The sequence below is a fragment of the Agromyces selenitireducens genome (assembly GCF_052748465.2).
Genome location: NZ_CM188259.1, coordinates 83,033 through 103,589, shown reverse-complemented (window position 1 = coordinate 103,589; position 20,557 = coordinate 83,033). Strand labels below are relative to the sequence as shown.

16 protein-coding genes are annotated in these 20,557 nt (G+C 72.2%); 7 read left to right on the top strand and 9 right to left on the bottom strand.

Annotation, left to right across the window (positions count from 1 at the left end):
* Positions 1 to 23 precede the first annotated feature (23 nt).
* Positions 24 to 716, top strand: a complete 693-nt coding sequence (locus ACULK4_RS00495; RefSeq protein WP_445963964.1) for an HAD hydrolase-like protein — start codon at positions 24 to 26, stop codon at positions 714 to 716.
* 217 nt (positions 717 to 933) lie between these two features.
* Positions 934 to 3,726 (top strand): immune inhibitor A domain-containing protein, encoded by a 2,793-nt coding sequence (locus tag ACULK4_RS00490; protein WP_445963963.1) that lies wholly within the window; start codon positions 934 to 936, stop codon positions 3,724 to 3,726.
* Positions 3,727 to 3,852: 126 nt separating this feature from the next.
* Here ACULK4_RS00490 and ACULK4_RS00485 read toward each other — a convergent pair whose 3' ends face one another.
* Complete coding sequence (locus ACULK4_RS00485; RefSeq protein ID WP_445963962.1) at positions 3,853 to 4,554, bottom strand: TetR/AcrR family transcriptional regulator; 702 nt, start codon at positions 4,552 to 4,554, stop codon at positions 3,853 to 3,855.
* A 142-nt stretch (positions 4,555 to 4,696) separates the two neighbouring features.
* Between ACULK4_RS00485 and ACULK4_RS00480 the strand changes: the two genes are divergently transcribed.
* The 3 genes from ACULK4_RS00480 to ACULK4_RS00470 all read left to right on the top strand — a co-directional run bounded on the left by ACULK4_RS00480 (position 4,697) and on the right by ACULK4_RS00470 (position 8,895).
* Entirely contained in the window at positions 4,697 to 5,647 is a 951-nt protein-coding gene (locus ACULK4_RS00480) for a carbohydrate kinase family protein (protein ID WP_445963961.1), read from the top strand.
* A 256-nt stretch (positions 5,648 to 5,903) separates the two neighbouring features.
* On the top strand, positions 5,904 to 7,640 hold the full coding sequence (locus ACULK4_RS00475) for an RNA polymerase sigma factor (protein ID WP_445963960.1): 1,737 nt from the start codon (positions 5,904 to 5,906) through the stop codon (positions 7,638 to 7,640).
* An 85-nt stretch (positions 7,641 to 7,725) separates the two neighbouring features.
* Complete coding sequence (locus tag ACULK4_RS00470) at positions 7,726 to 8,895, top strand: hypothetical protein (protein WP_445963959.1); 1,170 nt, start codon at positions 7,726 to 7,728, stop codon at positions 8,893 to 8,895.
* Here the strand turns inward: ACULK4_RS00470 and ACULK4_RS00465 are convergent.
* Genes ACULK4_RS00465 through ACULK4_RS00455 form a run of 3 tightly spaced genes read right to left on the bottom strand, consistent with a single transcriptional unit; the run spans position 8,883 to position 12,013 of the window.
* Positions 8,883 to 9,410 carry a DedA family protein gene (locus tag ACULK4_RS00465; protein ID WP_445963958.1) on the bottom strand — a complete coding sequence of 176 codons (528 nt, stop codon included), beginning with the start codon at positions 9,408 to 9,410 and terminating at the stop codon, positions 8,883 to 8,885. The genes ACULK4_RS00470 and ACULK4_RS00465 overlap by 13 nt on opposite strands.
* Before the next feature lie 46 nt (positions 9,411 to 9,456).
* Positions 9,457 to 10,413 carry a cation efflux transmembrane domain-containing protein gene (locus ACULK4_RS00460; RefSeq protein WP_445963957.1) on the bottom strand — a complete coding sequence of 319 codons (957 nt, stop codon included), beginning with the start codon at positions 10,411 to 10,413 and terminating at the stop codon, positions 9,457 to 9,459.
* 34 nt (positions 10,414 to 10,447) lie between these two features.
* Positions 10,448 to 12,013, bottom strand: a complete 1,566-nt coding sequence (locus ACULK4_RS00455) for an SLC13 family permease (protein ID WP_445963956.1) — start codon at positions 12,011 to 12,013, stop codon at positions 10,448 to 10,450.
* Between the two features lie 130 nt (positions 12,014 to 12,143).
* Between ACULK4_RS00455 and ACULK4_RS00450 the strand changes: the two genes are divergently transcribed.
* Both ACULK4_RS00450 and ACULK4_RS00445 read left to right on the top strand, forming a co-directional pair.
* Positions 12,144 to 13,844 (top strand): MFS transporter, encoded by a 1,701-nt coding sequence (locus ACULK4_RS00450; protein WP_445963955.1) that lies wholly within the window; start codon positions 12,144 to 12,146, stop codon positions 13,842 to 13,844.
* Entirely contained in the window at positions 13,841 to 15,376 is a 1,536-nt protein-coding gene (locus ACULK4_RS00445) for a leucyl aminopeptidase (protein WP_445963954.1), read from the top strand. The genes ACULK4_RS00450 and ACULK4_RS00445 overlap by 4 nt, the downstream gene beginning before the upstream one ends.
* Positions 15,377 to 15,396: 20 nt before the next feature.
* On the opposite strand, the gene ACULK4_RS00440 is transcribed toward ACULK4_RS00445, so the two are convergent.
* The 5 genes from ACULK4_RS00440 to ACULK4_RS00420 are packed head-to-tail and all read right to left on the bottom strand — an operon-like array spanning position 15,397 to position 20,403.
* Positions 15,397 to 16,281, bottom strand: a complete 885-nt coding sequence (locus ACULK4_RS00440) for a MurR/RpiR family transcriptional regulator (protein ID WP_445963953.1) — start codon at positions 16,279 to 16,281, stop codon at positions 15,397 to 15,399.
* A 52-nt stretch (positions 16,282 to 16,333) separates the two neighbouring features.
* The gene (locus ACULK4_RS00435) at positions 16,334 to 17,584 is read right to left on the bottom strand and encodes a M20 family metallopeptidase (RefSeq protein ID WP_445963952.1); all 1,251 of its coding nucleotides are present in this window, start codon (positions 17,582 to 17,584) and stop codon (positions 16,334 to 16,336) included.
* A 1-nt stretch (position 17,585) separates the two neighbouring features.
* Entirely contained in the window at positions 17,586 to 18,392 is an 807-nt protein-coding gene (locus ACULK4_RS00430) for an amino acid ABC transporter ATP-binding protein (protein ID WP_445963951.1), read from the bottom strand.
* Positions 18,389 to 19,384 (bottom strand): amino acid ABC transporter permease, encoded by a 996-nt coding sequence (locus tag ACULK4_RS00425; protein ID WP_445963950.1) that lies wholly within the window; start codon positions 19,382 to 19,384, stop codon positions 18,389 to 18,391. Before ACULK4_RS00425 ends, ACULK4_RS00430 begins: the two co-directional genes overlap by 4 nt.
* 38 nt (positions 19,385 to 19,422) lie before the next feature.
* The gene (locus ACULK4_RS00420; protein WP_445963949.1) at positions 19,423 to 20,403 is read right to left on the bottom strand and encodes an ABC transporter substrate-binding protein; all 981 of its coding nucleotides are present in this window, start codon (positions 20,401 to 20,403) and stop codon (positions 19,423 to 19,425) included.
* Positions 20,404 to 20,557 lie beyond the last annotated feature (154 nt).

Here is a 20,557-nt window from a genome sequence, read left to right as displayed (position 1 = left end):
ACTTCGCGCCCTAGGATGGCGCGGTGACTTCCCCGATTTCCACGCCCACGACCACGAGCGCTCCCCCGCGCGTATGGTCCGCCGTGCTGTTCGACCTCGACGGCACGATCGTCGACTCGGCGAGCGAGATCATGGACTCGCTCGCGCACATGTTCACCGAGATGGGCGTCCCGGTGCCCGACGCAGACACGCTTCGTTCCTACGTCGGACCGCCGCTGCTCGACAGCCTGCAGATGACCGCCGGCTTCACGGACGTCGAGGCGTGGGAGGCGTTGAACGTCTACCGCGACCACTACGACGAGCACCTGCTCCGCTCCCCCGTCTTCCCCGGCGTGGAGGGCGTGCTGCAGCGCGTGCAGGCCGCGGGCATCCCGATCGCGATCGCGACGAGCAAGCCCGAGTCGATGGCGCGCGACGTGCTCGAGCACAACGGGCTGGCGAAGTACTTCGACGAGATCGCCGGCGCGAGCGACGATGAGACCCGCAGCACCAAGGCCGACGTGGTCGCCGAGGCGCTGCGCCGGCTGCAGGCGCGCGGCATCGACACGACGGATGCCGTCATGGTGGGCGACCGCGGCTACGACATCCTCGGCGCGGGCGCGCACGGCGTGCCGACGGTCCTCGTCGAGTGGGGCTACGGTTCACCCGAGGAGGCCGGCGACGCCCTGGCCGTGGTCCATTCCGCCGACCAGCTGCGCGGGCTCCTCCTCGGCTGATTCCGCAGATGCTGCGGCACCCGTTGCCGTTCGTCGCACGAGGGTCGAGTCATCTCCCGATTCCGTGAGGATGCCTCGATAGCAACGATTCGGCTCGCTTCCCTCCGGGGGACTTCACAGCGCCCCCGGACGGGGGGCAGGATTCCCCCTACGTCCGCCTACCGGCGGACGACGATCGTGTCCGCGGCCACCGCCGCGTGCACTCGGAGGGAGAACCATGGCTGGAACCAGCTCGCGCGCGCGGAAGCGCGCCGCGGCAGCCCTGCCGGCGCTCGCCCTCGTCGCATCCGGACTCGCGGCCACGGGCGCGGGCGGGATGGCGACGGCGGCACCGCAGGGAGGCGAGACGTCGATCGACGCCTCGGAGTACTACATCAACTACGCCGAACCGCACGTCGAAGACGCGTTCGGGACCGACGTCGAGGTCGTCAAGGGCGTCGAGGCGCAGAAGGCGGCCATCGCCAAGGCGACGGCGGTCGACGAGAAGTTCGCGTCGGGCAACCCGGTCGCCGCGCGCGGCCTCGCCAAGCTCGAGGCGAAGTCGATCGAGACCGGCAAGAGCCCGAAGGAGCTGAAGGACCGCTTCAAGGGCTCGAAGTCGACGCAGGAGGCGAAGCTCCTCACCATCCTCGTCGAGTTCAACGACCAGGCGAACGACGATTTCACGGGCGTGCAGGTGCCGACCGCGTTCGGCGCGAGCGACTGCAAGCCGGGCAGCGTCCAGAACGGCCCGCTGCACAACAACATCCCGGACCCCGCCGGCGCGTCGATGCCCGACAACAACACGATGTGGGTCCCGGACTTCTCCCCCGAGCACTTCGACGCGATGCTGTTCAGCGACGAGGGCATCACGGATCGCGTGCGGACGGACCTCACCGGCCCCGACGGCCAGCCCGGCTTCGACATCTCCGGCTACACGATGAAGAACATGTACGAGGAGATGTCGCGCGGCGCCTACACGGTGACCGGCAAGACCACCGAGTGGGTCATGGTGCCGCACTCGGAGGCGTACTACGGCGCGAGCGTCTGCCACCTCAACGAGGAGGGCGTCTACGAGGCCGGCGCGATCCAGGACATGCAGGGTCACCCCGACAACCCGCTCGGCGCGGGCCAGCTCGCGATCGACGCCGTCGACGCGCTCGCCTCGCAGCAGCCCGACTTCCCCTTCGCCGACTACGACATCGAGGACCAGGGCGACCGCGACGGCGACGGCAACTTCTTCGAGCCCGACGGCGTGATCGACCACGTGGTGCTCGTGCACGCCGGCGAGGACAAGTCCGGCGGCGGCGGCGCCGAGGGCACCTACGCCCTCTGGGCGCACTCGTCGGCGGTCGCCGGCGGCGCCGACATCCCCGGCACCGACCTCAAGCTGTCGAACTACATCGTGCAGCCCGAGGACTCGGGCGTGGGCGTGTTCGCACACGAGTACGGCCACGACCTCGGCCTACCCGACCTGTACGACACGTCGGGCGCCGGCAACTCCGACGTCGACTTCTGGGACCTCATGTCGTCGGGCTCGCACTCCGGCCCGATCTTCCAGTCGATGCCCACGCACATGGGCCTCTGGGACAAGTGGGTCCTCGGCTGGGCGAACCCGAAGCAGGTGAACCCGGGCGATGACGAGCTCACCGTCAAGGTCGGCCAGAACTCGCGGCCCCTCAAGGGCACCGAGGACGGCGTCAAGATCAACCTGCCCGACAAGGTCGTGACGCTCACGACGCCCCACAGCGGCGACAACGCCTGGTACACGGGCGCCGACCAGGACTGGGCCGACATCACGCTGACGCGCAGCCTCGAGGTTCCCGCCGACGCGAAGTTCTGGATGTGGAACGACTACGTCATCGAACTCGACTGGGACTACGGCTTCGTCGAGGTCTCGACCGACGGCGGCGACTCGTGGACCGAGCTCAAGGTCTACGACGAGGCCGGTGCCGAGGTCACCACGCCCGACGGCTACGCCGACCCCAACGGCAACATGGCCACCTTCGGCGGCAAGCAGTACGGCCTGACCGGCGACTCGCACGGCTGGCAGCACCACTACGTCGACCTCGGCGCGTACTCCGGCCAGACGGTCGACCTGCGCCTGCGCCAGACGACGGATGCCGCCTACCTCGACCGCGGCTGGTTCGCGGACGACTTCACGCTGACGAGCGGCACCGAGACGGTCTGGTCCGACGACGTCGAGTCGGGCGACAACGGCTGGACCCCCGCGGTCTCGACGTTCGTCGACACGACCGGCCCCGGATGGCGCACCGACTCGGGCACGTCGTCGAAGGCGCACTACTACCTCGTGGAGTGGCGCAACTTCGACGGGTTCGACGAGGGCCTGAAGTACGCGTACGACACCGTGTACAGCACCGACGCGTGGAAGGTCGACAAGATCAAGTACAACGCGCCCGGCGCGCTGGTCTGGTACCGCGACACGACCTACGGCAACACGAACCACGTCACGTCGAGCTCCACCGCGATGCCGAGCGCGGGCGCCAAGGGCGGCCTGCTGATCGTCGACAGTCACTTCGACCCGCTGCGCCGCACCGGCGAGGCGGCGGCGAACGACCCGTCGACGCTGAAGAACCTGCCCTCGCGCGCTCAGTCGTCGAACGCGGCCTTCGGCCTGCAGGACACGTACCCCTTCACCGAGTGCATCGTCGACGCGGAGTTCACCGAGTACTGCACCGACATCCCGGCCCTTCCCGCGGTGAGCACCTTCACCGACGACCAGGGCTGGACGCCGGGCATCGAGTACCGCGACGGCGGCCTCTTCTGGCGGCACATCGACGGCTCGGCCGTCGTGCCCTCGGTGGACAACCAGCCGTACACGACCCGGATCGTCGACCCGGACGGCAACCCGGTCGAGGCGCTGTTCGGCTACGACCTGGGCTGGACCGTGTTCGGCACCGGCAACCCCGCCGACTCGGGCGTGGGCTACGGCACGGTCGTCGAGGTCAAGAAGGCGCTGGACGGCAACCGGGCCGCCCTGATCGCCATCACCCCGCCGACCGCGGGCTGATCGGATCCTGACACCGGCGAGGCGCCGGCCCCCTCGGGGGTCGGCGCCTCGTCGCGTCCGCGGGTCGAGGAGCAGCCCGTCCCTGCGGGTCGAGAAGCGACCGAAGGCCGCATCGCGAGATTCGGGTCATCCCCCGAGCAGCCCGTCGAGCAGCCGGTCCAGCCCCCACGCGAACCGTTCGGCGGGGTCGTCGTCGAGCCTGCGGCTGCGCTCGCTGAGCGGGAACGACTCGAGGTCGTCCCAGAGCGTGTCGGATGCCGCGACGCGGCCGACCGACGTGATCGTGCGGGCACCGGGCTCGAGGTCCGCCTCGGCGCGCGCCGCGTCGGCGGCGTCGAACGCGACCGCGCCGAGCACGTGCACGCGCACCGCGTGCGCAGCGCGGCCCGCGCCGACGAGGTCGAGCCCCGCCCCGGTGAAGGCGTCGAGCAGCTGCTCGTCCATCCGGGTGGCGTTCGGGCCATCGAGGGGCGTGGCGAGCAGGAGTCCGACCGCGCCGGGGTGCTCGACGAGCAGTGCGCGCAGGTCTCGGGCGAGCGCGCGCACTCGGGTGCGCGGATCGGCGGCGGCCGCGTCGACGGGCGCGCCGGAGGCATCCGTCGTCGCATCGGTCTCTCCGGCGTGCAGGCGGCCGAGCACCTGCTCGACCATGCCCGCGAGCAGGGCCTGCTTGTTCGGGTAGTAGGTGTACATGGCCGTCGGCGTGAGGCCGAGGGCGCCGGCCACGCCGCGCACCGAGACGGCGTCGAAGCCCTTGGTCTCGAGGAGTTCGAACGCGGCGTCGAGGATCTCGGGGTGGGTGAGGCTGCGTCTGGGTCCGGGTCTCATGGGGCCTTCCTGCGGGGCGACTCGACACACCGTACAGCGTTCCGTGCACGCGTTCGCCATGGACGGGCGCGCACCCTCGTGGCACGCTGGTCGGGCACGCGGCGAGCCGCCCGTGCGGGGCCACGACAGGAAGGTCGAGCGGATGACGCAGCGCAGCGACTCCGGGAAACGCATCACCGTCGTCGGCGACGCCCTCATCGACGAGCTGCGCGACCCCGAGGGTTCGCGTGAGTTCGTCGGCGGCGCGGCGCTCAACGTCGCCGTCGGACTCGCCCTGCTCGGCGACGACGCCACCCTCCTCGCCATGGTCGGCGACGACGAGCCGGCCGGGCGCATCCGCGCGTTCCTCGACGACTACGACGTGCGGCTCGTCGCCAGCCCGTCGGAGCACGGCTCGTCGCGAGCGGTGTCGATCCGCACCGACGGCGAACCCCGCTACGAGTTCAACGAGGCCGCGCAGAACCGCTGCCTGCGCTTCGACGACGACACGCGCGCCGCCCTCGCCGGCGCCGATCTCGTCGTGGTGAGCTGCTACCCGTTCGACGACGACGAGCAGGTCGGCCTGCTGCTCGACGCGATCGACGATCCCGAGCGCCGGCTGATCGTCGACGGCAATCCCCGGTCCGGCATGCTGCACGACCGCGATCGCTTCCTCGCGAACTTCGAGCGCGTCGCCGCACGATCGCTGCTCGTCAAGGTCGGCGACGAAGACGCCGAGCTGCTGCTCGGCGCACCGCTGGCCGAGTTCGTGCGCCGCCTGCGGTCCGGTGCCGGTGCAGCGGATGCCGCGACGCCCGCCCGGGGTCCGGCCGTGCTCGCGACCGCCGGACGGAACGGCGCGTCGATCCACCACGGCGACCTCGAGGTGCAGGCCGATATCGTCGCCCTCCCGGGGGCGGTCGTGGACACCATGGGCGCGGGCGACGCGACCCTGTCGTCGGTCGTCCACCGCATCGCGCAGGACGGCGTGCCGACCTCGGTGGAGGGCTGGTCCGCGGCGCTCCGGGAGGCGATGACCATCGCCGCGGCCACGGTGCGGCACGAGGGGGCGCTGCTGCGCACCGGCGTCGTCTCGCCGCAGCTCGGCAGCTGACCGGCGCGCCCCGCGACCCCGGCGGAGCGAACGGGGTCTTGCGGGGCGACCGGTGAGTGGTCGTAGACTCGGGCGCATCCGTCGAAGCCGCACACGACGTGCAGCGGAGGAGCGCAACGCCTGCCCCGAGGCGCCGCCCTCATACGCCGAACCGGGCCTCGACGGCGAGCAACCCCGAATCGCGCCGCGACCCGGCGCATCCCCCGGACGGGCAGCGACACGCCACCCGTGCCCCGGCGGGTGGAGAGGAGTGGATGTGGACGACGCGGCCGACCGCGCACCGTCACTCCTCGACCCACCCCCGGTGATCGAGAACGCGAGCGACGCCGAGCTCGTCGAGGCCGCACGTACCGGGGACTCCTTCGCGATCACCCTCCTCTGGCAGCGCCACCTCTCCGTGGCGTGGACCGCGGCCCGCGCGGCCAGCGGCCGACCCGACGCCGAGCCGGTCGTCGTGCGCACGGCCGAGCTGCTCATCGCCGAGCTCCGCGACGGCCGCGGGCCGTCCGGCGCCGTCCGGCCGCACCTGCTCGCGCTGGTCCGGCGTGCGGTCGCCGACGCCGAGGGCGCCGCCGACCCGTCCGCGAACGGCGCAACGGATCGCGACCCCGCCGCGGGCCCGGCTCCGGCGCTCGAACGTGCGCCGGTCGAGACCTACCGCGACATCCTGCCCGACGCCATCGGCGACGGCACCGCACTGGCGGCCTCGTACACGTCCCTCCCGACGCGCTGGCAGGAGGCGCTCTGGCTCGCCGAGGTCGATGGGCTCCCGACGGCCGAGGTCGCGGCCGAGCTCGGCCTCACGGCCGAGGCGGTCCAGTCGATGCTCGCCGACGCCCGCTCGGCACTCCGCACCGAATGGTCGTCGCTGCGCCTGGCCGCCCTCCCGGAGGACGCGCCGTGCCGCACTGCAGCCGCCGTCCCGCAGCAGGGCCGCCGGACCCGCGCCCACCTCGACGAGTGCGACGGATGCCGCGCCCTCGCCGCTCCGCCCGAGTCGGTCTCGGGGCGCGCCATGGCGACCATGCCCCTGCTGCTGCTCGGCGCAGGCGGGGGCATCGCCTTCCTCGAGTCGCTGCGGAAGGGCGCCTCCGCGGCCGCGACGGAGCCCGTGCCATCCGTCTCCGAGACGGCTGCGGCCGTTGCCGAGGCCGCGGCGGCCGATGCAGCAGCGGCCGACCCCGCCGTCCCGCAGCCCTCGAGCGGGCTGGTCGCACTGGCCGCGACGCTGGCCGTCGCGATCAGGAGTGCGCCGCGCCGACGCGTCGTCACGGCAGGCGCGGCACTCGCCGGCATCGCCGCCGCGACCGCGTTCGTGACCTCGCTGGCCGCCTGGAACGGCGGCGCGGACGACCCGTCGGCCCTCCTCGCCGACCCGGGGGCGACGTCCGACGTCGCCGAGGCGGCACCGCACCTGCTCCCACCCGAGGTCATGGCCACCGACCTGCCCGATGACGCCGAGACGAACCCGCCGACCGCCGCACCCGACGCCTCGCCGGACGCCGACCCCGAATCCGATGGCGCCGACCGCGAGCCCGCGCCTGCGCCGGGTGACGAGGGCGGCAGCGTCGACGGCACGGGTGACGCCTCCTCCGGCGATGCGGCACCGCGGCCCGGCAGCTCGCCCAGCTCGAGCGACGGCCCGCAGTCGATCGACGCTCCGCGACCGCCCGCGGCCGGCGACGATCGGGCGCCGCTCGACGCCGAGCTCGGCCGTCCCGGCGCGAATGGATGGCGCACGCTCACCGTGACCGGCGAGCCGAACGAGCCCTTCACCGTCGCGAGCGGCGGAGACGTGCTCTACACGGGCGTGCTCGATTCGAGCGGGAGTGCCGAGTTGCAGGTGCGCGGCACCGGCGGCGACGTCGAGTCGCTCGCCCTGGCCTACGGCACCGCGGGCGACACGTCGTATGCGGCGGCGACGACCGAGCCCGCGCCGTCCCAGGAGACTGCGCGCCGAGGTCGTACCGCGTCTCCCGAGCCCGCCCCCTGATCGTCCCCCGGGCGCACAGGGCTTCGGAACCCGCGTGGGGACCTTGGTCCGGTCCGGGCCGTCGTGGCCGCCCTACCCTGACGTCATGGCAACATCGACGGCGCCCGTGGAGGGCGCAGGCCTGGAGGCGCCGCGACGCGCCCTCCGGCGGCCGCCGACGACGGACGTGGCATCCGCCCGTCGTCGACTCGCGGTCGAGACCGAGGCGCTCGTCGGCAGCGTCATCGCCGCGACGACCAGCGGACTCGTCGGCTGGGTGTTCTTCCGCGGGCTCGTCTGGCCGCTCTGGGGCAAGTGGTCCGTCGGCGCGGTCGCGGCGATCAGCGTCGTCATCACGGGCATCGTGATCGGCGCCGTCGGGTACCGGCGGTCGCGCGACCTCCCGGGCCAGGAGTGGCGCCGCCGGCTCCGCCCGTGGAAGACCGCGCTCGACGTCGCGACGGTCGCGGCCGTGCACGCGATCATCGCCGGCATCCTCACCGTGACCACGTTCGTGGTCCTGCAGCGCTCCTTCGAGGGCATCATCGTCGACGCCTTCACGTCGGCCGCGGCGACCGCGGCGTCCGCCGGGCTCGCCGCCTACTGGATCTCGTTGTCGGTGTCGGCCATCACGACGAACCGCCTCGCCACGCTCCTGGTCGTCTTCATGGGCTCATCGGTCCTCGCGAGCATGGCCACGGCCCAGGACCCGGCGTGGTGGGAGTACCACTTCAGCCAGCTCGGGACCGCCGACGACATCTCGAGCAGGCTCTTCAACCTCGCGGTGATCATCGGCGGCGCCTTCGTCACGACCTTCGCCCTCTACGTGCACCGCGACCTCACGACGCTCGTGCGGCAGGGGGTGCTCGCGCACGCGTGGGCGCCGCGGTTCGTCTCGACCGTGTTCGTCGTGATGGGCGTGCTGCTCGCGTGCGTGGGGATCTTCCCGCTCGACGTGAGCTTCTGGCTGCACAACCTCTCGGCGATCGGGATGTCGCTGACCTTCCTGGGAATGCTGCTCTCGGCGCCATGGACGCTCAGAGGCATGCCGTCGAGGTTCTTCTGGTTCTGCACCGGCGCCGCGGCCCTGCTGCTCGGCGGCGCGCTGCTGTTCGAGCCGGTCGGCTACTACAGCCTCACCGCGTTCGAACTGCTCGCGTTCGCGACCATCTTCGGCTGGATCTCGGTCTTCATCCGCTTCATCGACGCGATCGCCGAGCGAGGCGAGGCCGCGGCAGCGGCCGTGCCCGCCCCGGACGGCGGCTACTCGGTCTGACCCGCGTCCTCCGGAAGTCGGGGCCCGGCGGCACCCGCCTGCACCGCGGCGAACGCGCGAGCCCGGCGGGTGGCGAACTCGATGAGCACGAGGAGCCCGGCGACCGCGAGCGCGCTGAGGATCGCCGCCACCGGGTCGCGTTGCGCGGCCTGGATGATCGCGTTCACCGTCGCGAGGCCGAGCACGCCGTACAGCGTGGCCCACATCGCCCCGCCGACGACGAGCGCGGGCAGGTACCTGATCAGCGGCATCCGGAGCACGCCCGCGGCGAGGTTGACCGCCGTCTGGAAGCCGACCGTGAGGAACGACAGTGCCACGACCGGTGCACCGAAGCGCTCGATCACGGTCTCGGCCCGCGCGAGCTGCGGCGCCATCCGGCCCCGGCGCTCCATCAGCCGCTTCACACCCGCCCGCGATCCACGGCCGAGCGCATAGGTGCCGCCCGCGCGCAGCAGGACGATCACGAAGAGCACGCCGATCGCGGCCGGAAGGGGCCAGCCCTCGAAGATCTCCACCTCACCCGCCTGTCGCCTCGTGGGTCACCGGCGAGTCTAATCGCGGCTAGTCCGCCAGCGCCGGGTCGGCCGTGAGCTCGACGGTCGCCCAGACGTCGAAGGGCAGCGGGGAGAGCGCCGCGATGATCGCCCGGCGCACCTCGTCCTCCTGGCCGATCGTGGCGGTCGCATCGGCCAGCAGGTACACGACGTCGACGTAGAGCTTCGCGCCGAGTTTCGTCGAGCGCACCTCCGCTCCGGGCAGGTCGAAGCGGGCGGTCACGCCGTCGACCGCGCGCTCGATGGCCAGGAGGGTGTGCCCGTCGGGCTGGCCTTCGAGCAGTTCGCTGAGCCCGCGGCGCAGCATCCGGACCGGAGCCGGCGCGATGAGCGCGCATGCGACGAGCACGAGCACCGGGTCGATGTAGTCGAGAGGCCAGTCGATGCCGGCGAGGGACAGCACGACGGCGAGCGCGGCCCCCGCGGCGATGACGAACCGGCGCACGGCGGCCGCGTTCCACTGCCTCGCCTCGGCGGCGATGAGGTCGCTGCCGGCGCCGGTGCGGCGCAACCAGAGCGCCAGGGCGACGGATGCCGCGGCCGCGACGAGCGCGTACAGCGCGACGGTCAGGGCGGCCACCCGCTCGCCGCCCTCCAGGATCACGATGACCGCATCGGTCGCGGCGAAGACGATCGTCGCGGCGACCGCGAGGCCCTGCAGGGCGACGATGATCGGCGTGAGGCCGTCGCGGCCGTACGGGTACCGTTCGGTCGGCCCGAGGTCGGCTGCGCGCGAGGCGCGCAAGGCGAGCCACGACATCCCGATGCCGATGACGCCGACGGCGGCGACGAGCACGAGCACGCGCGAACTCGCCCAGACGCCGAGCGCGATGGCCGCGACCGACATCACGATCGCCAGCCACATGGACGCCGTGAGCCCGCGCTCCTCGGCGAGCGCGATGTCGGCGGATCTCGCGGCCCGCGATGCGCCGCTGCGTCCGCCCGTCTCCGGTCCTGTCGTCATCGACCCGACCCTCTCCTCATCCGCTCGGTGCCGATCACGGTCGGAACGGCCACACCAGCGGAACGTACAGCACCGCGACCACCAGGAACAGCAGCAGGAGCGGGAGTCCCGACTTCCAGTAGTCGCCGAACCGGTATCCGCCCGGTTCGAGCACCATTGTGTTGGCCGGCGTCGCCACCGGCGTCAGGAACGACGCGGCGCCCGACACCGACAACGCCATCATGAACGGCAGCACCGACACGCCCAGGTCCCCGGCGACGACCACGGCGATCGGCGCGACGATGAGCACGGTCGCGGTGTTCGAGATGAGCTGGCCGAGCACCATCGTGAGCACGCAGATCGCGAGCAGCGCCGTGTACGGCGACGCGTCGCCCACGACGTCGAGCAGCGCCGTCGCGATGAGGTCGGCGGTCCCGGTCGTCACGAACGCGGTCGAGAGCGGGATCATCCCGCCGACGAGCAGCACGGTCGTCCAGGAGACGCTGCGGTACGCCTGCTTCGGCGTGAGCACGCGCGAGAGCACCAGGGCGGATGCCGCGAGCAGGCCCGCGATCGCCGGCGGCACGATGCCCGTCGCGAGCAGGAGCACCATCGCGACGAGCACGACGATCGCCCGCTTCGCGCCCGCGCCGAGCGGCACCGCGCGCCGCACGTCGGCGGGGCGATCAACGACGAGCACATCGGGACCGCCGGTGTTGCGCTCGAGCTGTTCCCACGGCCCCGAGACGAGGATCGTGTCGCCCGCCCGCAGCGTGTGCTCAGGACCGTGCAGCGGGTCCCCGCCGCGTTGCACGGCGAGCACCACGAGGTCGCCGCTCGGCGTCGTCATGCCCGGGAACAGGTGGAGTCCGATGAGCTCGGACCGGGGCGCGACGACGACCTCCGCCACCCCGCGGCTCACGCCGATGAGCTCGGTGCCGTCCGGGACGGCATACTGCTCGCGCAGCACGCGCGTGCGCGTCGCGAGGTCCTGCGGGAGCGTCGTCGGGACCCGGTCCGGCAGCAGGCGACGGCCGAAGAGAGCGACGATGAGCACGGTGCCCGCGACGAGGGGCACGCCGACGAGGCCGAACTCGAAGAACGCGAACGGCCGGGCCCCGGCATCCGCTGCCGCATCGCTGACGATGATGTTCACGGGCGTGCCGGTGAGGGCGAGCAGCGCGCCCGCGTGCGCCGCGAAGGCCAGCGGCATCAGCATCTGCGACGGCGGGATGCCGGCGCGGGTCGCGACGACGACCACCAGCGGGATCAGCGCGGCGACGGCCCCGTTGACGCTGATGAGCGCCGTGACCGCCGCGACGAGCAGGCAGACCACCACGAGCAGCGACGTGCGGCCCGTGCCGGCGCGACCGACGACCTGCTGTCCGGCCCATGCCGTGACGCCGGTCGAGTCGAGCGCCTCGCTCACCACGAACAGCGTGGCGATGAAGATGACCGTCGGGTCGCCGAACCCGGCGAGCGCCGGGCCCAGTTCGAGCACGCCGGTCGCCCACAGCGCCACGGACACCCCGATCGCGACGACGCCGAGCGGGATCCGGTTCGACAGGAACGCCACGACCGCGAGCGCCAGGATGACGAGCGTCGTCGCCACGGGGTCCATTCGCACAGGTTAGCCCGGCGGCATCCGTTCGCCACGCCCCCCGTTCGGTGCTCTATCGTTCGGCCGCGCGCCGGGTTACTGTCGGATCGATGCCCGGCTCCCCGCGCCGGGCCGGTTCCCGGGGGTCCACATGAGTTCCAGCCCGCAGTCGGCCGGTTCCACCCAGCAGGCGACGGATGCCACGCCGGCGGCGTCGTGGCTTCCGCTCATCGTCGTCGTGCTGACGCAGATCCAGGCGTCGTTCGCGGTCAACGCGCTGACGGTGTCGATGGCGCCGATCACCGAAGACCTCGACACGGCCGCGTCGTCGGTCGGCACCGCGATCACGGCGGGCACGTTCTCGATGGCGGCGTTCATCCTGCTCGGCGCGAAGGTCGGCGCGAGGTACGGCACGCGCCGGGTGTTCCAACTCGCGGTCGCGGTCCACGCGCTGGCCATGGCGGGCGTCGCCCTCGCACCGACGCCCGCGGTGCTCTTCATCGCGCAGGCCTCCTCGGGTGCGGTGATCGCGCTCATCGCCCCCGCGCTCACGGTGTTCATCGCCACGAACTACCACGGCGCGCAGCAGGCCCGCGCGATCGGGCTGCTCGCCGCGGCGATCCCGGCGGCGGGCGTGCTGGCGCTGCTCATCGCCGGGCAGTTCGCGACGACGATCGGCTGGCGGTGGTCGTTCTGGCTCATGGTGGCCTTGGGCGCGGTCAACCTGTTCCTGAGCTTCCGGCTCAAGCCCGTGCCGGCGCAGCCGGGCCTCACGATCGACTGGACGGGCGCGATGCTCGCGGCGGTCGCGATCATCCTCCTCAGCTTCGGCTTCTCGGGGCTCAACACGTGGGGCGTGTGGAACGCGACCGAGCAGGCGCCGTTCGAGGTGCTCGGGGTCTCGCCCGCACCGATCCTCATCGTGCTCGGCCTCGTCGTGGGCCAGGGCTTCTTCCTGTGGCTCCGGCGACGCGGCGCCGCGGGCGAACCGCGCATCTTCGACCTGAGAGTGCTCGCGACGGGCGCCGAGCGCGCGGTCACCGCCTGCATGGCGACGATGCTGTTCGTCGGCACGGCCGCGAACTTCCTGATCCCGCTCTACATGCAGGTCGTGCAGGGCCTCTCGGGCATCGAGACATCGTTCTCGATCATCCCGTACACGCTCTCGATCTTCCTCTCGTCGACGTTCATCGCCGTCCTCTACGGACGGTTCACGCCGCGCGTGCTCGGCGCGGGCGGGTTCGTCGTCGTGGCGGCGGCGCTGACGCTGCTGGCGTTCACGGTCCGCGGCGACTGGGGCCAGTGGTTCATCGTGGCCGGGCTGATCCTGCTCGGGCTCGGCCAGGGCTCGATCGTGGCGCTCGTGTTCAACACGCTGCTCTCGGCCGCGCCGAAGCAGCTCGCGGGCGACGTCGGCGCCTGGCGCGGGCTCGTGCACAACCTCTCGGGCTCGGTCGGCATCGCGGTCGCGACCGCGTTCGCCGTCGGCGTGCTCGCCACGACCCTCGCCACGTCCGCGGTCGAGAACCCGGAGATCGGCGACGAGCTCATCAGCGAGGTCAACTTCGACGACGCCGACTTCCTCACGAACGAGCAGCTCGAGCAGGTCCTCGGCGGCACCTCGGCGAGCGAGGCCGAAGTGGCCGCGGCGATCGAGATCAACGAGGACGCGCGACTGCGCGCGCTCCAGATCTCACTGCTCGGACTGGCCCTGCTCTCGCTGCTCGCGATCGTGCCGGCCATGCGCATGCCGAACTATCGTGAAGGCGAGCTTCCCGAGAAGCTCGAGCCCGACGACGACGACCCGATCGACGAGGTCGTCGATCCCGACCACCTGGAGGCGCAACCGTGACCCGCAGCCCGCACAAGCTCATTCCCGACGACTTCTCGCCCGTGCCGTCGCTCGCCGCGTTCGACGGGGTCGAGGTCGTCGCGGTCGACGAGTTCGGCGGCGGCACCGGCGGCGCCGAGCTCGACGCGATCGGCGTGCTCGTCCACGACGACGGGCCCCTGCCCGAGGGCGTCGGGCTCGACCGCGAGGCGCTCGGGCGGGCCGGCTTCGAATCGAAGCCCGGCCAGACCCTGCTGATCCCGCAGGCCGGGCGCACCCTGATCATCGTCGTCGGCGGCGGGCCGGCCGATGAGATGACGGATGCCGCGCTGCGCGATGCCGCCGCCGCGTTCGTCCGCGCCGTGCCCAAGGCCGCCGCGGTCGGCCTCCGCGTGCCGCCGCTCGGCTCGATCGACGTCGAATCGGCCGGCCGAGCCCTCGCCGAGGGCGCCACGCTTGCGCGGTACCGCTACGACGCGCTCAAGGGCGAGCCGCGCGAGGCGCGCCTGACCCGGGTGGAGCTGCGCATCGACGACGCCGACCGCGACGCGGCATCCGCCGGCATCGCCACCGGACTCGTCGCCGCGCGCGCCACGGCCGTCGCACGCGACCTCGCGAACACGCCCCCCAGCCACCTCACCGCGACCGACATGGCGAACGTCGCCGAGATGCTCGGCGGGCGGTTCGGCTTCCACGTCGACGTGTTCGACAGGCAGCAGCTCGTCGAGCTCGGCTGCGGCGGCCTGCTGGGCGTGAACGCCGGGAGCGCGGAGGAACCGCGCATGATCGTGCTGCGCTACGAGCCCGAGAGCGAGCCCACCGGGCACCTCGGCCTCGTCGGCAAGGGCATCATGTACGACTCGGGCGGCATCAGCTTGAAGCCGAGCGACCCCATGCACCTGCTCATGAAGATGGACATGGGCGGCGCGGCGGCCGTGCTCGGCGCGTTCACGGCGCTGCGCGCGCTCGGAGCGACCGCGAAGGTCACGGGCTGGCTGATGTGCACCGACAACATGCCGTCGGGCTCGGCCTACAAGCTCGGCGACGTGCTCACCGCGCGCGGCGGCAAGACCGTCGAGGTGAAGAACACCGACGCCGAGGGTCGCCTCGTCATGATGGACGGCCTCGTGCTGGCGACGGAAGAGGGCGTCGACGCGATCGTCGACATCGCCACGCTCACCGGCGCCGCGCTGCGCGCGCTGGGCTCTCGCACGTCGGTGCTGCTCGGCACGAGCCAGCCGCTCGTCGACCGCGTGCGCGACGCGTCGGTCATCGTCGACGAGCCGGCCTGGCAGTTCCCGCTCGAGCGGAAGTACCGCAAGCAGCTCGACTCCGACGTGGCCGACATCGCCAACCTCGGCGGGGCGGATGCCGGCGCTACGACCGCGGCCCTGTTCCTCGCCGAGTTCGTCGGCGACACCCCGTGGGCGCACCTCGACATCGCCGGCACCATGCAGTCCGACGGCGACGACGCGTGGCGCTCGAAGGGTGCGACGGGCTACGGCGCGCGCATCCTCGCCGAGGTGGCGCGGGGGTTCACGCCGATCGACTGAGCGGCGCGCGTCGAGCCGCGTCAGTAGAGGCCGAGTTCCGCGCCAGCGGCCTCGATGCGCCGCATCCGCTCTGACGCGTCGTCGCCGAGCCGCTCGAGGCAGCCGGCGATGACCGACTCGACGAGCGCGAGCACGGGCGTCATCGCGTCGAACGCCGAGGGGGAGCCGGTCTCGCTCGGGAGCACGACATCGGCGTCGGACGCGATCGGCGACAGCCACGAGTCGGTGAACAGGACCACCTGGGCGCGGTGCTCGCGTGCGACGGTCGCGACCTGCAGCGTGCGCTCCTCGTAGCGGCGGTAGTCGAACAGCACGACCACGTCGCCGCGGCCGAGCCCGGCGATCGCCTCGGCACGGCCGCCCGCGTCATCCGGCAGCATCGACACGCCCGCGCGCATGAGCTGGAGGTGCTGCGCGAGGAACCGCGCGAGCAGCCCGCTGAAGCGGCCGCCCGCGATGAGCACCTGCCCCTTCGCGGTCGTGAGCGCCTCGACGCAACGCTCGAACTCGTCGGGCGCGAGGTTGGCGAAGGTGCGTTCGAGCGTGGCGCGCATGATCGCACCGGCCTGCTCGAGGCGCGTGCCGTCGCCGCCGAGCGCGGTGCCCTGACCGCGGTCGTACAGCGCGAGCGGTGATGCGGAGCGCTCGTCGAGGTCGTCACGCAGCGCCTGCTGGAACTCGGGGAAGCCCCGATACCCCATGCGGTTCGCGAAGCGCAGCACGGTCGGGCCGCTGACGCCAGCCCGGGCGGCGAGCTTCGCGACGGTCTCGAAGCCGGCCGAGGGGTACGACGAAAGCAGCACGCGGGCGACCTTGCGCTCGGCGGGCGAACAGTCGGCCATGCCACGCCGGATCGCCTCCGCGACCGACGCCGGCCGTGCATCGGCGCCTGCGTCCACCGCCATCAGCGACCCCCTTCCGCCTCTCACCGTACTGCCCTCCCCCGGCTCGCGTCGGTCATTCCGGGGCCGGAGCCTCGGCGATCGCCGCGACCAGTCCGGCGAGCAGCGCGACCCGGTCGGGCACGCTCGCGAGGTCGAGCCACTCGTCGACGCCGTGGTCGCCGCCGCCCACGGGGCCGAGCCCGTCGAGCGTCGGCACCCCGAGCGCGGCGACGAAGTTCGCGTCGGACGCGCCACCGGTCGCGGCCACGTCGAACGCGAGCCCCAGCCGGTCGCCGACCTCCCGGGCGAGCGACGCGAGGTCGTCGGTCGCGGTGCGCTCGAGCGGCGGGCACACGTCGAGCCGCGTGACCTCGATGCGCGCACCGTCGACGAACGGATTCCGCGCGCGCTCGTCGATCGCGTCGAGCGTGCCGACCAGGTCGACGAGGGCCGTCGCGCGCACCTCGACGTGCAGCTCTGCCTGCTCGGGCACGATGTTCGCTCGCGATCCGGATGCCACCTTGCCGACGTTCACCGTGAGTCCGGGCGCGCCGCCCGAGAGCGCCTGCACGTCGAGCAGCAGCCGCGCCGCCTCGATGGCCGCGTTGATGCCGCGCTCCGGCTCGACGCCCGAGTGCGCCGCCCGCCCGCGGATGGAGACGAGCACGTCGGCGACGCCCTTGCGCGCGCCGACCAGGTCGCCGTTCTCACGAGCGCACTCGAGGCACAGCGCGGCATCCGCCCCGCCCACGACCTCGGCGAGGATCTCGCGACTCGCGGGCGAGCCGACCTCCTCGTCGGGCGTGAGCGCCAGCACCAGTTCGCCGTACCCGTCGTAGCCGAGCCGGTCGAGCACGCGTGCCGCGGCGAGTCCCGCCGCGATGCCCGCGATGTCGTCGCAGACGCCCGGGCCGGAGGCGATGCCCTCGTCGACGCGGAACGGCCGCTCCGCGGCCGTGCCCGCCGGGAACACCGTGTCCATGTGGGCGAACAGCACCACGCGGGCCGTGCCCGCGCCGCGACGTCGGGCGATCACGACCGGGCCGTAGCGCCGGCCGTCGCGCTCGGGCGTCGGCACGGTCTCGACGTCGAAGCCGTCGGCGGCGAGCGTCGCCGCGGCCCACTCGGCCACCCGGCCCACGCCGTCGGCATCGTGCGAACCCGAGTCGATGCCCACCAGGTGCGCGAGCTCCTCGCGGTAGCGGCCGTCTACGGCGTGCGCGGCACGACGCAGCGACTCGGCGGTCGGCACCGGGCGCACGACGGCGCCGGGCTCGGTGGTGGCGGATGCGGCGGCGTGGGGGTCGACGAACGTCCCCGCCACGTCAGAGCACCTTCGACAGGAACGAGCGCGTGCGCTCCTCCCGCGGGTCGCCGAGCACCTGCGCCGGGTCGCCGGCTTCGACGACCACGCCGCCATCCATGAACACGGCCACGTCGCCGACCTCGCGCGCGAAGCCGATCTCGTGGGTCACGACGATCATCGTCATGCCGCTCTCGGCGAGGCCGCGCATCACGTCGAGCACGTCGCCGACGAGCTCGGGGTCGAGCGCCGAGGTGGGCTCGTCGAAGAGCATCACCTCGGGCTCCATCGCGAGGGCGCGGGCGATCGCGACGCGCTGCTGCTGGCCGCCCGAGAGCTGCGCCGGGTAGGTGTCGGCCTTCTCCGCCAGTCCGACCTGGGCCAGCAGGTGGAGGCCGTGCTCCCTGGCATCCGCCTTCGAACGTCGCGCGACCTGCGTGGGCGCCTCGATCACGTTCTCGAGCGCGGTCATGTGCGGGAACAGGTTGAACCGCTGGAAGACCATGCCGACCTTGCGACGCTGGGCGGCGACCTCCTTCTCGCGGAGCTCGTACAGCTTGCCGTTCTTCTCGCGGTAGCCCACCGTCTCACCGGCGACGCGGATCATTCCCGCGTCGATCTGCTCGAGATGGTTGATGCAGCGCAGGAACGTCGACTTGCCCGAGCCCGACGGGCCGAGCAGGCACACGACCTGCCCGCGCTCGACGGACATCGTGATGCCCTTCAGCACCTCGAGGTTCCCGAAGCGCTTGTGCACCTCGACGGCCTCGACCATGGGGCGCTCGGAGACGGCCGCGAGCGGCGCGGCCTGGGGGATGGTGGCGGTCATGACGCCGACTCCTTCTTCGACGCGCGCGACGTGCGCGCCGGCAGGGTGATGCTCTGGGTGAACGTCGACACCCGCGAGCCGATCGTGGGCCGCGCGCCGTCGAAGCCGCGGCCGTAGCGCCGCTCGAGCCACATCTGCGGGATGGACAGGATGGACGTCAGCGCGAGGTACCAGATCGCCGCGACGATGAGCAGCGGGATGATCTTGTAGTTCTGCGTGTACGCCTCGCGGATGTTCGACATGAGGTCGTCGCCGGCCACGATCGCCACGAGCGACGTGCTCTTCAGCATCGTGATCGTCTCGTTGCCCATCGGCGGGATGATCACGCGCATCGCCTGCGGGAGCACGATGCGGCGCAGGGTCCTCGCGGGCGACATCCCGAGCGAGTGCGCCGCCTCGGTCTGGCCGTGGTCGACCGACTGGATGCCGGCGCGGACGATCTCGGCGGCGTAGGCCATCTCGTTGAGGCCGAGCGCGAGCAGCGCGGCGACGGTGGCGGGGATCAGGTCGCTCGTCGTGAACGACCAGAACTCGATCGAGGTGAACGGGACGCCGACCACGATCTTCGGGATGAACGCGCCGATGAAGCCCCAGAAGATGAGCTGCAGCAGCAGCGGCGTGCCGCGGAACACCCAGATGAAGAGCATCGCGGCGACCGACAGCACCGGGTTCGGCGAGAGCCGCATGACCGCGACGACGATGCCGCCGAAGACGCCCATGACCATCGACGCGGCCGTCAGCCAGATGGTGATGAGCACGCCGTTGAGCGTGAGCGGCTTGAAGAGGTACTCGCCCACCGTGGCCAGGTCGAGGTTGGGATTCTGCAGGATCGAGTACATCGACCCGATCCCGATGGCCAGGACGAGGACGGCGGCGATCCACCGTCCCGGGTGGCGGACGGGCACGGCCTCGATGGGCCCGGGGTGGGCGGCGCCCGAGGGACCCGAGGGCCCTGCGGGCGCCGCCGTGGCTGACGGCTGCGTTGCGGTCATGGGGATGGTGCTTTCCGTTCCGGTCGTGCCCGCGAGGGTCACTTGGCTTCTGCGGCGCCGTTGATCGTGGCCTCGTCGATGCCGATGCCGGTGACGCCGTACTGGTCGAGGATCGCCTCGTACGTGCCGTCGTCGATCAGCGACTGCAGTGCGGCCTGGATCGCCGTCGCGAACTCCTCGTTCTCCTTCAGCACGCCGATGCCGTTGAGCGTGGCGTCGTAGCCGTTGGGGGCTTCGGGGTCCTCGACGACCTCGAAGGTCTCACCGTCGTTCGTCGTCTTCGCGACGTAGCCGGCGCTCGGCTTGGTGAGCAGCGACGCGACGGCCTTGCCGCTCGTGATCGCGAGCTGGGCGTCGGCGTCGGACGGGAACTCGGACAGCTTGATCGGGTCGAGGCCCTCGGCCTCGCACTCGCCCTGCCAGACGTCGTTCACGAGGTCGACCTGGCTCGTCGCGGCCTGGACGGCGACCGACGTGCCGCAGAGGTCGAGGTAGCTCTCGATGCCCTCGGGGTTGCCGACCGTCGTGAGGATGCCGGTGCCCGATGCCGAGTAGTCGACGAACGTGAGCACCTCCATGCGCTCGACGCTGGAGGTCATCGCGGTGATCGTGACGTCGAAGTTGCCGGCCTGCAGCGCGGGGATGATGCCGTCGAACGCCTGCTGCTCGAACTCGAAGTCGATGCCGAGCTTCGCGCCGATCGCGTGGCCGAGGTCGACGTCGACGCCCGTGAGCTCGTCCGAGCCCTCCTCCTCGAACATCTCGAACGGCGCGTAGGGCGCATCGGTGGCCACCTTGACCGAGCCGGCATCGGCGATGTCGGCGGGCAGCAGCTCGGCGGCGGCCTCGTCGACGCTGATCTCGATGCCGGCGACCTCGACGGCGGCGTCGGATGCGGCATCGCCGGAGTCGGCATCGGAGGCGGTGGCGCATCCGGCGAGGACGAGGAGCGAGCCGGCGGCGAGCGCGGAGGCGGCCATCGCGCGGCGGGCGGGGGAACGCGGGGGGAGTGCAGTCATGTCGAGCCCTTCGTGCGGGTCGCTCGTCCGTGAGCGACGTCTGCGCACGAGTATGTAACAGATGTTTCAGGATTACCAGTGCTTCATCAACTTGTAACAATCGACACAAGCTGAGCAAAGCGCAGGTCCGAGTCTACGTGGGAGGACGCACGCA